This window comes from Neisseria sicca (assembly GCF_017753665.1).
GTDB classification, from domain to species: domain Bacteria; phylum Pseudomonadota; class Gammaproteobacteria; order Burkholderiales; family Neisseriaceae; genus Neisseria; species Neisseria flava.
On record NZ_CP072524.1, the window covers coordinates 163921 to 180210 of the forward strand.

At 52.3% G+C, this 16290-nt stretch carries 11 protein-coding genes; 4 read left to right on the top strand and 7 right to left on the bottom strand.

Features of this window, described 5'->3' with window-relative positions:
• Positions 1-150 precede the first annotated feature (150 nt).
• From J7445_RS00790 to J7445_RS00810, 5 genes are all read right to left on the bottom strand, one after another.
• Complete coding sequence (locus J7445_RS00790) at positions 151-2124, bottom strand: TonB-dependent copper receptor (RefSeq protein WP_070655159.1); 1974 nt, start codon at positions 2122-2124, stop codon at positions 151-153.
• Positions 2125-2524: 400 nt separating this feature from the next.
• Complete coding sequence (serB, locus tag J7445_RS00795) at positions 2525-3358, bottom strand: phosphoserine phosphatase SerB (RefSeq protein ID WP_070655161.1); 834 nt, start codon at positions 3356-3358, stop codon at positions 2525-2527.
• Positions 3359-3726: 368 nt separating this feature from the next.
• Positions 3727-4572, bottom strand: a complete 846-nt coding sequence (locus J7445_RS00800; protein ID WP_070655165.1) for a PHP domain-containing protein — start codon at positions 4570-4572, stop codon at positions 3727-3729.
• Positions 4573-4863: 291 nt separating this feature from the next.
• On the bottom strand, positions 4864-5082 hold the full coding sequence (locus J7445_RS00805) for an oxidoreductase-like domain-containing protein (RefSeq protein WP_060974852.1): 219 nt from the start codon (positions 5080-5082) through the stop codon (positions 4864-4866).
• A complete protein-coding gene (locus J7445_RS00810; protein ID WP_002221492.1) occupies positions 5060-5293 on the bottom strand; it encodes an RNA-binding S4 domain-containing protein in 234 nt (77 codons plus the stop codon). Before J7445_RS00810 ends, J7445_RS00805 begins: the two co-directional genes overlap by 23 nt.
• A gap of 606 nt (positions 5294-5899) precedes the next feature.
• Here J7445_RS00810 and J7445_RS00815 point away from each other — a divergent pair.
• A complete protein-coding gene (locus J7445_RS00815) occupies positions 5900-8101 on the top strand; it encodes a TonB-dependent siderophore receptor (protein WP_070655166.1) in 2202 nt (733 codons plus the stop codon).
• Here the strand turns inward: J7445_RS00815 and J7445_RS12325 are convergent.
• Positions 8079-8213, bottom strand: a complete 135-nt coding sequence (locus J7445_RS12325; protein ID WP_280530502.1) for a hypothetical protein — start codon at positions 8211-8213, stop codon at positions 8079-8081. The two genes, J7445_RS00815 and J7445_RS12325, sit on opposite strands and share 23 nt — an antisense overlap.
• A 148-nt stretch (positions 8214-8361) precedes the next feature.
• Here J7445_RS12325 and J7445_RS00820 point away from each other — a divergent pair, with 148 nt between their 5' ends.
• Entirely contained in the window at positions 8362-10074 is a 1713-nt protein-coding gene (locus tag J7445_RS00820) for an ABC transporter ATP-binding protein/permease (protein ID WP_070655044.1), read from the top strand.
• A 347-nt stretch (positions 10075-10421) separates the two neighbouring features.
• On the opposite strand, the gene J7445_RS00825 is transcribed toward J7445_RS00820, so the two are convergent.
• Entirely contained in the window at positions 10422-11198 is a 777-nt protein-coding gene (locus J7445_RS00825) for a FadR/GntR family transcriptional regulator (RefSeq protein WP_049228090.1), read from the bottom strand.
• A gap of 395 nt (positions 11199-11593) precedes the next feature.
• Between J7445_RS00825 and J7445_RS00830 the strand changes: the two genes are divergently transcribed.
• Together J7445_RS00830 and pepN are read left to right on the top strand one after the other, a co-directional pair.
• Positions 11594-13237 carry a lactate permease LctP family transporter gene (locus tag J7445_RS00830; protein WP_049228088.1) on the top strand — a complete coding sequence of 548 codons (1644 nt, stop codon included), beginning with the start codon at positions 11594-11596 and terminating at the stop codon, positions 13235-13237.
• A 346-nt stretch (positions 13238-13583) separates the two neighbouring features.
• Positions 13584-16187: an aminopeptidase N gene (pepN, locus tag J7445_RS00840; RefSeq protein WP_146736456.1), complete on the top strand. Its 2604-nt coding sequence runs from the start codon at positions 13584-13586 to the stop codon at positions 16185-16187.
• Positions 16188-16290 lie beyond the last annotated feature (103 nt).

Consider the following 16290-nt stretch of genomic DNA (forward strand, 5'->3'; position numbering starts at 1 on the left):
AATATGACTATGCTTAACCCGATACTGTCATTTTTACCAACGAAGGAACGAGGATAGCGTGAGATTTGCCCTTTCCTCAGTTTATAGAAAAGGTCGTCTGAAAACCCACAATCGGGTTTTCAGACGACCTTTTATTTTCTCAATTCAACATCAGAATTTCGCTTGCAGTCTCAACCAAGCGGTACGGCCGGGTTCGTTGACGCGCAAGGTTTGCGTGCCTGCTGAAGGGTCGCCGCCTTTGCTGACGAATTCGGCATAAGTTTTGTTGAACACGTTGTCTATACCGGCCTGCAAGGTGGCGTATTTGCTGAATTTCCAGCCGGCATTGAGCGAGAGTACACCGAAGCCGGAAGAGGCGCCGATGTCCTGACCAACGATGTTACCTTGACCTTTGCTGTAACGGTTTTGTTTCGCTACGACACGCCATAACGCGCCTGCGCTGTATTTGCCGTTGTCAAAGGCGAGGGTGTTGTTCCACTCGAGCGGCGGGGTTTGCGCCAAAGGTTTGCCGTCGGTACGGTTTTTGCCGTGGGTGTAGGCGAGGCTGCTGCCGATTTCCCAGTTGGGCGCAAACGTCCATTTGACTTCGGCTTCGCCGCCGAAACGCGAGGCTTTAACGTTGCGTACACCTAAATCCGTGCCTTGGCGTTCGAGTATGATGAAATTTTTGACATCGCTGCCGAATACGGATACAGAGGCGTGGAGGTTAGGACGTTTCCAGATGATGCCCGCATCGATTTGGCGGTTTTGTTCGGGATGGATGATTTTCTTTTTGGCGCGCAGACGTTCCCAGTAGTCGGGCGAGCGTTCTGCGATACCGAATCCGGCGTAGTATTTCAAGCCGTTATCCGTATCACGTTCCCAACGTAAGAAGCCGGAATTCAAGTTGAATTTCTGATGTTTCAAGGCGGGATCGGTTACGTCTGCGGAATCATAATCCGCTTTGACACGGTCGTGGCGTAAGCCTGCTACCCAACGTTGTTTGTCGGTTTGCTGCCAAGCGGCTTCGCTGAAAACGCCCCATTGTTTGAAACTTTGGTTGGGCATAAAAGGCTTGTGGCTGTAACCGTCGCCGCCGCGTTCCATACGGGCGACGTGTACGTCGTCCATATAATCTACGCCGGTTTGCAGGTTGAGATTATCCCAATCGAAGGTAGCTTTCAGACGACCTGTGTCGGTGTTGCGTTTGGGGTTGTTGGCGTTTTTAATCTGTTTGCCTGCGGGGTTGCGGATGGTGCGCAGGCTGTATGTGTCCATGACGTGGTCGATTTCGCTTTCACCGTAGCGCAATTCGAGTTCGCTGAACCAAGGGGTGAGGTTGCGTTGGGTAAAGCGGACGTTCCACGCGTCGCGATCGAATTTGCTGCCGTCCATCATGCGGTCGGCGTAGGCAACCTTGGCCCTGCTGCGTTCGTATGTGCCGGCGATGGTGGTGTTTTCGGTCGGTGTGATGCCCAGTTGCAGCATTTGGCTGTCTCGTTTGAAATGGGAGTGGACGCGGTTGCCTGAGCCGTCTTTGTAGTCGTCGGCTTCGTTATGGGAAATATTGCTGCGGACGTAGGCGTATTTGCCGCCGAATTCGGCTTCAAGCGAGCCGTCGCGGCGGTCGTTGCTGCCCGCGGTCAGGGAGGCGTTGATGTTGTAAGGTTTTTCGCTGAAATCAGGGTCTTTGCGGATGAATTGCACCGAGCCGCTGACCAAACCCATGCCTTGGGTTACGGTTTGAGGGCCTTTGGTAACGACGACTTTGTCGAAAGAGTTCGGGTGGATGTAGGCAGTCGGCGGGTCCATACGCATACCGCAACCGCCGTAAATAAACTGGTCATCGGCGTTAATCGACAGGCGCGAACCGCCCAAACCGCGGAACAACGGATCGCCCGAGCTACCGCCTTTGCGGATGATGCTCATGTTGGGGACAGATTGTAAAAGGTCTGCCCCGTCTCCGGCAGGGAGGGGTTGCAAAGCAGCTTTGGGGTTGAAAGTAACGCTATTGGCTTTTTGTTGTTGTGTGCCGGTGACGGTGACAGGGGAAAGGGTAACAGTCTCTTCGGGAACGGGGTTTGTATCTGCCCAAGCTTGGGATACAGCTACGGCAAGCGGCAGAAGGAGTAACTGATGTTTCATCCTTAGGGCTCCTTTTATTGGTTTAGTTCATAGGTTGTAGTTAAATACTACTTTGGTAGTATAAAGAATGTCAGGTAGTTTGTGAACAAGAAAACGATTTTGTTTAATTTAAGTCAATATTTTCAGTGCATAGCCAAATTATTTTAAGAACGGTAATAACTGTATTGATTAATTGCCTGTTTCCAGTCTGTCAGGAAGAAAGGATAAGGTTGTTACGGGGGATGAAGAAGATCGTGTTTAGGAGCGGGGTGGATGCTTCGTTTTGGCGTATTGTTACTGCGTTTCCTTTGGTGTTCCGTTCGCAGTCATTACGATATTTCAAATAGCAAAAAGGTCGTCTGAAAATTTTTCAGACGACCTTTGCTTTACTGGGAAACTCCTGACAACCGATGCAGACGGTTTATTTAAACCAACCCCTGACGCGTTCCAATCCGCCGAAATTGATGCAGGCATCGGCGATTGCCTGCGCTTTCGGTTTGGCGCGGTAAGCCACGCCTATGCCTGCCTCTTTGAGCATCGGAATATCGTTCGCACCGTCGCCCATCGCCAAAACCTGATGCGGCTGCAATCCGAGGCGGTCGCGGTATTCACGTAATAAGTCCGCCTTTGCCTGCGCGTCGATGATTCTGCCTTTCAGACGACCCGTCAGCTTGCCGTTTTCAATTTCCAAAACATTGGCGTGTTGGTATTCGAAGCCGAGGCGTTGTTGCAGCCTTTCGGTGAAAAACGTGAATCCGCCCGACACCAACATGAATTTCACGCCGTGTGCCTTGCATTCGTCCAACAAAAATTCCGCGCCGGGTGAGAGCCGCAAAACGTTTTCATAAACTTCCGCCAAAACCCGTTCGTCCAATCCCGCCAACAGGGCGACGCGGCTGCGCAAAGACTGCTCGAAATCCAATTCGCCGCGCATCGAGCGTTCGGTAATTTCCGCCACGCGGTCTTTCAAGCCGACGCCCGCCGCAATTTCATCGACGCATTCAATGGTAATCAGCGTCGAATCCATATCGCTGACAATCAGCCCGAGTTCACCGAACGCCCTATCGGGCAACACGGCATGGTCGATTTGACGGCTGTCCAGCAACGCCGCGTCTGCCTCGCTTAAAGAAAATCCTTCTTCAACGATGAAACGCATACGCTTTTCATCGGCGTAATCAGGCTCGGGCAGGCGGGAAAGAAGGGCGGAAGGCAGGGCTTCGGCGGAAGGAAGTTGGAGGACGAGGGCGTACGGCATGGCGGTGGCTCAAAAAATGCGGATTGCGGATTATAGCAAAGCCTGAAGATTTCATATCGGGAAGGTCGTCTGAAACGGGCTTCCTGATGAAAACCGTATGCGTGTAGCGATGCGATGAAGCGGTTTTCAGACGACCTTTGAGGGCGAAATGATTCTTTTGAATCAAAACAGAACGCCTATTCGCCGTCATGGCTGCTTTTGTGTGTATGGCATGACGGCAGCGGTACGGTTTGGTTTACCTGCCAAGATTGTCCGCAGACAGGTTGCTTGAAATTTTCGGTAAATTTGCGGGTAAAACTTACACGACGGGATTCGGTAAAGCTTGGCATGTGGCGTCGGCAAGTTTGTCCTAATATCCAAACTTTGCCTTAAATGCCACAAACCCTTTTGAAATGTTCCCAAACCGGTTTGCAGTTTTCCGGCAGTTCGGGACACGCGCCGAGGATGCCGCCGCTGAAGTCGTTTAAGCGGTGGAAATCGCTGCCCGCGCTGGCGAGCATACCGAAGCGTTCTGCCAAAAGCGCGTAGTTGAGGCGGTCGTTTTTGCAGCAGTTGCCGCTGTGGACTTCGATGCCCACGCCGCCGAGGTTTTTAAATTCTTCAAACAGATTGCGCTTGGCGGTGGCGGACAAGTCGTAGCGCATGGGGTGGGCGATGACTGCCATGCCGCCCGCGCCGTTGACGGCGGAGACGCAGTCTTCCAACGTCGCCCATTCGTGCCGGACGGCGCAGGACTTGCCGTCCCCCAAGTATTTGGTGAACGCCTGCTGCTTGTTTTTGACGTGTCCCGCTTGGATGAGGAACTCGGCGATGTGGGTGCGGCTGACCATTTCTTTGTTTGCCGCCAGCGCGAGCGCGCCGTCGTATGCGCCGCCGATGCCTTTCTTTTCGAGCTTGGCGGCGATGGCTTTAAGGCGTTTCAGACGACCTTGCCGCACTTGTGCCAACAGGTTTTGCAGGTTTTCGTCCTGTTCGTCGAAATCCAAACCGACAACGTGTATGGTGCGCCCGCGCCAAGTTACGGAGATTTCCACGCCGTTGACGAAACGCAGCCCGAGTTTGTCCGCTTCGGCACGCGCTTCGGCGATGCCGCCAGTGTGGTCGTGGTCGGTCAACGACAGCAGCGTGCAGCCGTTTTGATGCGCGAGGCGCACGACTTCGCCGGGGGAGAGCATACCGTCGGAAACGGTAGAATGGCAGTGCAGGTCTATCATGGGGCGTTATGTGTGTGGTGAACAGTGGACAGGTGCAATATTATCGGGCGGTGTGGCGACGGGGGTAATTTTAAAAACGGGTGTATGGCAAATTTAAAGGAAAAGTCGCTATTCCGTCATTCCCGCGCAGGCGGGAATCTAGGCCTTGATTTGTCGGAAATGTTTAAGGTTAACCGCTATTTTAAACTTCTGGATTCCCGCCTGCGCGGGAATGACGATATGAACGTTTTCAATTTTAATCTACTATAAAAGGTCGTCTGAAAACGCGGTTTCCATCAAGCCGAACCGTTTTCAGACGGCCTTTCCGTTATCTTCGTCTTCCGACCAACCCGCTTCTTTCAATTTCCGCCGTTGCGCGTCGTATTTGGCTTTATCCGTCCAATAAATCGTCTGGATGCAGGCATCGCCGCAATCGCTGCCGCAGCATTCCCACGACTCGGGGCGGACGGGTTCGTCTAGAAGCGGCTCGCCCAAGAGGGCTTCGGCTTTATTCTTCAGGGTCGTATCCATCGGCGATTTCCAAGCGCGCGCCGTCAAACTCGATGACTTCGCCGCCACGTATTTTGGCGGTTTTGCGGGTTTCGGTTTCGCCGTTGCGCAACACCAGTCCTTCGGCGATAAACGCTTTCGCTTGTCCTCCGCTTTCGGCAAGTCCGGCGAGCTTCAAGAGGTCGCATAAGGCGATGTATTCGTTGTCTTCGAGATAGACGGTGGCTTCCATGAGTTTTCCTGTAATGGGTTCGGATTCGTGAAATTGTAGCATAGGTCGTCTGAAAGCCGTTTCAGACGACCTTTAGATTTTGAAACTACTAGATAAACGATTCAAAAAAGATAATGACGCAGAATAGGCATTGACTGATTTTCAGACGACCTGCCTAGCCACATTTCAATCCACCTTGTCCTTCATCCGCAGAAGGAACAAAGATAAAGCTGACTGATACGCAAATAAAGCCCCCTCTCCCACCCCGCGGGAGAGAGGGTATTTTTGCCGGACAGAATTTTGACTTATGGCAAGAGTATGTGAAAAAACGTGAGGTCGTCTGAAAAAAACGATTGCCAATTTTTACAGATAGAGTATAGTTCTTAATAAGTATTTTTCAGCTAATTCCTTATATCTATTCTACAACCTTGGATAAGTAGTTGCCATTGGGTACTCCGCCCGGCGGCAACATTTTTTTATCTGAAAGGGTTTGATAACTTTTATTCGTTTTATCTGACGAAGGTCGTCTGAAAAACCTAATACTTTGAATATTTATAGTTTTTATGGCTATAAATATCAAATAAAAATAAACATTTTACGACAACAGCTTTATCCGGGATCAATCAAATGAACCATTCAAATAAAGAGAAACTTTTCAAACTCAGTACCTTGGCACTCTGCCTTGCCGCGCTGCCGCAAGCCGTTCAAGCCGCTGAAGAAGTACAACAGGTGGAATTAAATCAGGTCAATGTGGTCGGCAAAAACCGCAGCCTGCGTACCGAAAATCGAAATGACTATACGACTTCGGCTATGAGTTCTACCACAGGACTGGCATTGACTCCGCGTGAGACGCCGCAATCGGTCAGCGTTATTACAAAAAACCAAATTAACGATCAAGGTATTACTACGCTTGCAGATGCGTTGAAAACAACGACTGGCGTAAATGTCGTTCGCCAAGGGAACCGCACCCATTTCCAAAGCCGCGGATTCTATATTGAAAAATTGGAAGAAGACGGCATGGCCACTACTATTGGTGCGCCGGGCATATTTGGCAGCCCCGCCAGAGATGGGCACAACATCACCGACCTTGCCATGTATGACCACATTGAAGTTGTGCGCGGTGCGGCCGGGCTAACCCAATCCAACAGCGCGCCCGGCGGTACCATTAATGCCGTACGCAAAAAACCGACGGCTAAAAAACAAATCAGTATGAATGGTTTAGCCGACCGTTTCGGCAAACGGCATATCGAATTGGATGCCTCGGGCACTTTAAGCTCAGAAAACCAACTCCGTGGGCGTATTGTCGGCAGTTTTGATCATGACAAAACATTTCAGGATAAAGTGAAAGGGCAAAACAGCCTTCTTTATGGCGTTTTGGAAAAAGACATCGGAGAAAACAGCAAGGTTTCTGTCGGTGCGTATCGTATCGCCCAGCTCAACACCCCCAATCTCAACGGCTTACCTTTATGGGAAGACGGAAGCAGTCTGCCGCGCGACAGCTATTTCGGTGCGGATTGGAATCATGGGCGATTCATCAAAAACGGTGTTTTTGCAGAATTTGACCACTACTTCAACGACAACTGGAAATGGAACAGCAAAATCGATTGGCGAAACAGCCACTCCGACCAAAGGTATGCTTTCTTAATGGCAGACAAAAGCGGATTGAAAGCCAATCAATCCATCGGTATTGAAGACCAACAGGCTTTCCGCTATCAGCACGACAGCAAACATCTGCATATTCAAAACAACCTGCGCGGCAAGTTTGAAGCCTTGGGTCAAACCCACGACATCTTCCTGACTCATAATTATTCGAAAGAGCGCAATACCCTGCACCATACCCGTATGCAGGCAACCGGCAGCTACGATCCATTTTCTGCCGTTATCCCCCAGCCGGACTGGGCTGCCGAACCATACAGCATTATGGACAGCAACAACCATTTCTATACGCACGCCCTTGCAGCAGGTACCCGCATCAATCCTACGGAAAAACTGCATCTGTTGGTAGGCGGACGTTATACCCATTGGAAACGCGACTTCAATTACAACTGGTCCCGTTATGCAGGCGCTCCGGACAACGATGCAAAAACCTATTCGGTCAAAAACAGCAAATTCATTCCATACATCGGCATCACTTACGATTTCATGCTGGGGCAAAGCTTCTATGCAGGCTATACATCCATCTACAAACCGACTCTGAAAACAAATGCAGACAACAGCTATCTCGCGCCCGAAGTCGGTAAAAACTACGAATTGGGTTGGAAAGGCGAATGGATGCAGAGCAAACTCAATACGGCCGTTTCCCTGTTCCAAACCGATAACACCAACGTCGGCGTGCGTGTCAACGTTCCGGCCAGCGGCAACAGGAAACAGACTTTCTACTACGTTCCCGCAAAAGAACGCAGCCGCGGTGTAGATGCGGAAATTTCCGGAGCAATCGGCGCAAATTGGAAACTGTTTGCCGGCTATACCTACAATATCCGCAAAACAGAAAACCATCCCAATACCGAGGGCGATTTTGCCAACTGGACCCCAAAACACATTTTCCGCGCTTACAGCAGCTATACGCCGCCGTTTGCAAACGGTAAGTTAAGTATCGGTATGGGCTTGTCCAGTCAAAGCAAAACCGGCAGTAAGCTGCCACAAGGCGGCTATACCGTTTGGAATGCCGGTTTGCAATACCGTCCGACCGATAATTTGCAACTGGGGCTGGCAGTCAACAACCTGACTGACAAACGCTACTATGAAAACAACAGCAACCGTACAAAAAACTATGGCAACTTCTACGGCGAACCGCGCAATGCCGTGTTCAGCCTGAAGTGGAAAATGTAAGGTCGTCTGAAAACAGCAATGTCGTTACCGCAAAGAAAGAGGTCGTCTGAAAACACAATCCGGCTTTCAGACGACCTCTTGCCCCTGCCGTCATGTCCGCCCATATCGACATGACGGCATCGGTATTTTCATTTGAACATCTGCAAACGGTCGTCTGAAACCCATCAGGAAACAAAAGCGTCGGATAACGTGTCTGATGCCGTTATCCCGTCGATGCAGATTTTCAGACGACCTCCCGTTATTTGTACCAACACACCCCCATGAACATCCTCAAAAAATTCTTTTACCTTGCCCGCCCTTTTTGGTCGGGGGCACACGGCCGCCTCCAATGGCTGATGCTCGCCGTTTTGATAGGATTTACCCTATTCTCTATTACCATCAGCGTTTGGATCGCCGCGTGGGACAAACGTTTCTACGACGCGCTCGCCGCGTTTGACGGCGCATCCATGCCCGCGCTTATCATCGAATACCTCGGCTACATGGCGATGATTATCGGCTGCATCGTTTGCGGCGACTGGCTGCAAAAACGCCTCATCTTCCGTTGGCGCACCCACCTGACCGAACAATTCCAGCAAAACTGGCTCGAAGGCCACAAACACTACCGCCTGCGCCTGACCAGCGAACCCGACAACCCCGACCAGCGCATCGCCGAAGACATCTACCTCCTTGCCGACAAAAGCATCGGGCTGTTCCGCTCCTTCATCAATAATATTGCCAAATTCAGCGCGTTCGTCGCCGTATTGTGGACGCTCTCCGGCGTGCAGACCTTCAATATCGGCGGGCGCGACATCACCATACACGGCTACCTCGTTTGGGTTGCCCTGATTTATTCCGTCATCAGCACCCTGATTGCCCACCTCGTCGGCCACAAACTCAAAAACCTCAACATCGACCGCCAGCACCGCGAAGCCGACTACCGCGCCGCCCTCCTGCGCGTGCGCGACCACGCCGAACAAATCGCCTTTTACAACGGCGGCGAAGCCGAAACAGGTCGTCTGAAACAGCGTTACCTCCGCATCCGCGACAACTGGCGGCGGCTCACCAACTGCGAATTCCGCCAAGAAACCTTTTGGGCGACCTATGTGCGCATCAGCATCTTCATCCCCATCCTCGCCACCCTGCCCATGTACCTCGCCAAAACCATGACCTTCGGCGACATGATGCAGACCCGCACATCGTTTGCCCGCGTCCAAGACAGCTTCGGCTGGTTTACCGACTCCTACCGCCGCCTCATTGAATGGGCGGCAGTCGTCGAACGCCTCTCCGGTTTTCAGACGGCCTTGGAACAAGTAGAACAAGAAGGAATAAGCACCGCCCGCCCAGCACCCGCCCTGACTTTAAACAACCGCCGCCAAAGCGGCATCCTCGTCCTGCAAAACCTCACCGTCCACACCCAAACCGGCAGCCCACTGCTTACCGACATCAACCTCGAAGCCCACACCCCCGAATGGGTATTGCTCGAGGGCAGAAGCGGCATCGGCAAATCCACCCTGCTGCGCGCCCTCGCAGGCTTGTGGCCGTATTACCAAGGCAGCTTTGCCCTCGACGGCAGCCTCCTCTTCCTGCCCCAACGCCCCTACCTCCCCGCCGACACCCTGCGCCACACCGTCAGCTATCCCCACACCGTCTGCCAAGACGATCGACTTATTCAGACGACCTTGGAACAAGTCGGACTAGGCCGCCTGAAAGATAATTTAGACGAACCATACGAATGGCACGGCATCCTTTCCGGCGGCGAACAGCAACGCCTCAGCCTCGCCCGCGCGCTGCTGCACAAACCGCAAATCCTGTTCCTCGACGAAGCCACCAACCAGCTCGACGGCGAATCTGCATTGGCGCTGATGCAAACCCTCAAACGTGCCTTACTCGACACCCTCGTCATCGGCATCAGCCACCAACCCGAAATCCAAGCCTTGTTCGGACGTAAAGTTAATTTAAGACCACTCAACGAGCTTGCAAACCGTTCAGATTAGTAATATAGTTCTTTATGACTAGTTTCATAGTTCTTTAGGGTTACTTTTTTGAAATTCCTTGGATAGCCTCCGCCAACTCCCGGCAGGAGGCGTTTTTTTGCCTGTCTGCGCTTAAAATAAATTAAATTTCAAGGCGTTGGATGGTTATAAATATTGGTATTTGAATAGGTTTAATTTTCAGACAAATCTTGTTGTATGGGCTTAATGTGTAAAACAAGAAATAGAAAAAGGTCGTCTGAAAACCTTGCATTCAGGTTTTCAGACGACCTTTGTGTGCATGAACTTATATCAGCAAGAAGGATTAGCCGCCGAAGTATTCATGCTCTAATCTGAGAAGTGTTGAATGTTTACCAGTCCTGCGCCCGCTTCAAGTCGTTCTGCGCCAGCGTGTCGGCGTGTTCGTTGCGGCTTTTGTATTCCCTGTTTTGCAAGATGCTGTTGGCGACGTAGTTTAAGTGTATTTTGGCGGCTTCGGCGGCATCGGCAGGGCGGCGTTCGAGTATGGCTTCGTAGATGGCGCGGTGTTGCGCGATCAGCTTGGGGCGCGGGTCTTCGGTTTGGTTGGAATAGATGATGCTGCTACGCGTCTGGCGGTAGAGCATTTTGAGCAGGCCGCCGGAGAGGTGGCTGAAGAGGATGTTGTGTGCGGCATCGGCGATGGTTTGGTGAAAGCTTACGTCGGCTTCGCTTTGATGTTCCAGATGACCGCTTTCGCAGGCGGATTCGAATTTTTGCCGCCAAAAATCAATCCGTTTCAAATCGGCATCGGTGCGCCGCTCGGCAGCCAGCGATGCCATGCAGCCTTCGATATGGCAGCTGAAATCGAAAACGTCGGTTTCCCAGTTGGTATGTTTGCCGAGCAATTCCTGCCAGCTTTGGAGGAAATCTTGTTGCGGTTTGACGGAAACGTAATAGCCGTCACCCTGACGCGCTTCCAAAACCTGTCGCGCAATCAAGATGTTCAGTGCGACCCTGACCGACGGGCGCGATACGCCGAATTCTTCCGCCAACGTGCGTTCGGGCGGGATTTTGCCGCCTTCTTCGTAAACGCCCGTCGCAATCCGTTCTTCTAATATCGACAATATTTGGTCGCTGATTTTTTGTGGCCGAACCAGTTTTGTCATTTTAATTCCCTCTTTTCCCTCATGTTTTCTTTATGAGGAAGACTCAAATCCGATAATGTGATGCGGCAGGTCGTCTGAAATGGCAATCTGCGTCAAAATTGGCATGACCAAATTGGTATGCCCAATGTCGCGGTATTCTAATTAACCGGCCATATCCCGTCAATATGGCTTGTTCTACCCGAATATGGTTTAAAACTATATCGGGTTACATTTTTACAATTCATATAATGTTTTGTTTTATTTAAAATTAAATAACAATTTTGCACTTATGTAGTAAGGTTGTTTAAAAAAATAATTGACTGCCATATTAAAGTTTCGTAAAGTGTCCTCCGTTCAAAAAATTGGTTTTACCAATTTAGGAAAGTATATTAGAAAAATATTCGGAGATTTTCCCAATGGAAACTTGGATTCAAAACTATACCGCAGTGGGCGGCAGCCTATATTTGACGGCAGCCGTCGCCCTCCTGCCCATTATCTTTTTCTTTGTCGCACTGACCGTCCTGAAGCTTAAAGGCTATCAGGCGGGGCTTTATACGCTTCTGATTGCGCTTGGCGTTGCCGTATTAGGTTTCGGAATGCCTGCTGGCATGGCGGTTTCTTCCGCGCTGTACGGCTTCGCTTACGGTTTGTGGCCGATTGCATGGATTATCGTTACTGCCGTGTTCCTGTATAAAATTACCGTGAAAACAGGGCAGTTCGACATCATCCGCGCTTCCGTGATTTCGATTACCGAAGACCAACGCCTGCAAATGTTGCTGGTCGGCTTCTCCTTCGGCGCATTCCTCGAAGGCGCGGCAGGCTTTGGCGCGCCGGTGGCGATTACCGCCTCGTTGTTGGTGGGCTTGGGCTTTAATCCGCTTTACGCCGCCGGTTTGTGTTTAATTGCCAATACCGCGCCTGTGGCTTTCGGCGCGATGGGTATTCCAATCCTGGTTGCCGGTCAAGTGTCTAACCTCGACCCTTACCACATCGGTCAGGTCGCTGGCCGCCAACTGCCGATCCTGTCGATTATCGTTCCTTTCTGGCTGGTCGCCATGATGGACGGTATGCGCGGCATACGCCAAACTTGGCCTGCCGTATTGGTGGCGGGCGTATCTTTCGCCACTACCCAGTTCATTACTGCCAACTTCATCGGTCCGGAATTGCCAGACGTAACCTCCGCATTGGTCAGCCTGGTTTGTCTGTCTGCCTTCCTGAAAAAATGGCAGCCTAAAGAAATCTTCACCTTCAACGGCATGAAAAAACCGGCCGAGCGCAAAGCGGGCGAATACACTGCCGGACAAATCATCAAAGCCTGGTCGCCTTTCGCCATCCTGACCGTTTTCGTCAGCGTGTGGACGATTAAGGGCGTGAAAGAGGCTTTGGGTGTTGCCACCATTAAATTCGACTGGCCGATGCTGCACAATTTGGTACAAAAAGCCGCGCCCATCGTCAGCGAACCGACACCATACGCCGCCGTGTTCAAAATCGACCTCCTCGGCGCAGTCGGCACGGCAATCCTGTTTGCTTCCATCGTTTCCGCCGCCTTGCTGAAAATGAAACCTTCCGAAGCCGTCGGCACTTTCTTTGAAACGCTCAAAGAACTGCGCCTGTCCATCCTGTCTATCGGCTTGGTACTCGGCTTCGCATTCGTGGCAAACTATTCAGGTCTGTCGTCCACATTGGCACTCGTCCTCGCCGCCACTGGCACCGTATTCCCGTTCTTCTCGCCGTTCCTCGGCTGGCTGGGCGTATTCCTGACTGGTTCGGACACTTCCGCCAACGCGCTCTTCGGCTCGCTGCAAGCCAGCACCGCGCATCAAATCGGCGTCGTGCCTGAGTTGACCGTTGCTGCCAACACCACCGGGGGCGTGACCGGCAAAATGATTTCGCCGCAATCCATCGCCATCGCCTGCGCGGCAGTCGGTCTGGAAGGTAAAGAATCCAACCTGTTCCGCTTCACTGTGAAACACAGTTTGATTTTCTGTACCTTCGTCGGTCTGCTGACCCTGCTGCAAGCCTACGTCTTGCCGTGGACGCTGATTTTCTTCAATAAATAAGCCTATCGGTTTGAAATGAAAAAGGTCGTCTGAAAACCAATTTGGGTTTCAGACGACCTTTTCGTTGTGGGTTGCAAATACCAAGATGCGGAAGGTTTCATTTGAGCCTGCGATATAGCTATAGTGGATTAAATTTAAACCAGTACGGCGTTGCCTCGCCTTGCCGTACTATTTGTACTGTCTGCGGCTTCGTCGCCTTGTCCTGATTTAAATTTAATCCACTATAATTTAATCCACTATAATTTAATCCACTATACGATAAAAATTCGACAGAAGGCTTGAATTAAGGTCGTCTGAAACGTTATGCTTGCCGTCTGTATTCCAATTTTTACCCGAAAGCAAAACCATGAGCAAAACCGTCCATTATCTGAAAGATTACCAAACGCCTGCCTACCGTATTCTCGAAACCGACCTGCATTTTGATATTGCCGAACCGCAAACCGTCGTGAAATCCCGTTTGACGGTCGAGCCGCAGAGGGTGGGGGAGCCGCTGGTGTTGGACGGTTCGGCGAAACTCTTGTCCGTCAAAATCAACGGGGCGGCGGCGGATTATGTGTTGGAAGGCGAGACGCTGACGATTGCGGGCGCGCCGTCCGAACGCTTCACCGTCGAAGTGGAAACCGAAATCCTGCCGGCGGAGAATAAATCGCTGATGGGGCTGTATGCTTCCGGCGGCAATCTGTTTACCCAGTGCGAGCCGGAGGGCTTCCGCAAAATCACGTTTTACATCGACCGTCCGGATGTGATGTCCAAGTTCACGACCACCATCGTCGCGGACAAAAAACGCTATCCCGTTTTGCTTTCCAACGGCAACAAAATCGACGGCGGCGAGTTTTTAGACGACCGCCATTGGGTGAAATGGGAAGACCCGTTTGCCAAGCCGAGCTATCTGTTTGCTTTGGTCGCGGGCGACTTGGCGGTCACGGAAGACCGTTTCACCACCATGAGCGGCAGGAACGTCAAAATCGAGTTTTACACCACCGAAGCGGACAAGCCCAAGGTCGGCTTTGCCGTGGAATCGTTGAAAAACGCGATGAAGTGGGACGAAACGCGCTTCGGTTTGGAATACGACTTGGATATTTTCATGGTCGTCGCCGTGGGCGATTTCAATATGGGCGCGATGGAAAACAAGGGTTTGAACATCTTTAACACCAAGTTCGTCCTCGCCGACAGCCGCACCGCCACCGATACCGATTTCGAAGGCATCGAATCTGTCGTCGGACACGAGTATTTCCACAACTGGACGGGCAACCGCGTGACCTGCCGCGACTGGTTCCAGCTTTCGCTGAAAGAAGGGCTGACCGTGTTCCGCGACCAAGAATTTTCCGGCGACCGCGCCAGCCGCGCCGTGCGCCGCATCGAAAACATCCGCCTGCTGCGCCAGCACCAGTTCCCCGAAGACGCAGGCCCGACCGCCCATCCGGTGCGCCCCGCCAGCTATGAGGAGATGAACAATTTCTACACCATGACCGTTTATGAAAAAGGCGCGGAAGTGGTGCGGATGTATCACACCCTGCTCGGCGAAGAGGGCTTCCAAAAAGGCATGAAGCTCTACTTCCAACGCCACGACGGGCAAGCCGTGACCTGCGACGATTTCCGAGCGGCGATGGCGGACGCGAACGGCATCAATCTCGACCAGTTCGCCTTGTGGTACAGCCAGGCGGGCACGCCCGTTTTGGAAGCGGAAGGTCGTCTGAAAAACAATATTTTCGAGTTAACCATTAAACAAACCGTGCCGCCTACGCCTGATATGGCGGACAAGCAGCCGATGATGATTCCGGTCAAAGTCGGGTTGCTGAACCGCAACGGCGAAGCGGTGGCATTCGATTATCAGGGCAAACGCGTAACCGAAGCCGTGTTGCTGCTGACCGAAGCCGAACAAACCTTCCCGCTCGAAGGCGTAACGGAAGCCGTCGTTCCCTCGCTGCTGCGCGGGTTCAGCGCGCCGGTGCATCTGAACTATCCGTACAGCGACGACGACCTGCTGCTCCTGCTCGCCCATGACAGCGACGCCTTCACGCGCTGGGAAGCCGCCCAAACGCTCTACCGCCGCGCCGTCGCCGCCAACCTTGCCGCGCTTTCAGACGGCGTTGAGCTGCCGAAACACGAAAAACTGCTTGCTGCCGTCGAAAAAGTCATTTCAGACGACCTCTTGGACAACGCCTTCAAAGCCCTGCTTTTGGGCGTGCCGTCTGAAGCCGAGCTGTGGGACGGCGCAGAAAACATCGACCCGCTGCGTTACCATCAGGCGCGCGAAGCCCTGTTGGATACGCTTGCCGCCCACTTCCTGCCGAAATGGCACGAATTGAACCGTCAGGCGGCGAAGCAGGAAAACCAAAGCTATGAATACAGCCCTGAAACCGCCGGCTGGCGCACGTTGCGCAATGTCTGCCGCGCCTTCGTCCTGCGCGCCGACCCCGTCCACATCGAAACCGTTGCCGAAAAATACGGCGAAATGGCGCAAAACATGACCCACGAATGGGGCATCCTGTCCGCCGTCAACGGCAACGAAAGTGATACGCGCAACCGCCTGCTGGCGCAGTTTGCCGACAAGTTTTCAGACGACGCGCTGGTGATGGACAAATATTTCGCCCTCGTCGGCTCAAGCCGCCGCAGCGACACCCTGCAACAGGTTCAAACCGCCTTGCAGCATCCGAAATTCAGCCTCGAAAACCCCAACAAAGCCCGTTCGCTCATCGGCAGCTTCAGCCGCAACGTCCCGTATTTCCACGCACAAGACGGCAGCGGCTACCGCTTCATCGCCGACAAAGTCATCGAAATCGACCGCTTCAACCCGCAGGTCGCCGCCCGCTTAGTGCAGGCGTTCAACCTCTGCAACAAGCTCGAGCCGCACCGCAAAAACTTGGTGAAACAAGAATTGCAGCGCATTCGGGCGCAGGAAGGATTGTCGAAAGACGTGGGCGAAATCGTCGGCAAGATTTTGGATTGAGGCATCATCGAAATAGACGGATTCCGCATTCTTTTGGACACACATACCTAATCGTTAAGCCCGTAAAAAAAGGCGCATGATTGCGCCTTTCTTAAACGAAGGA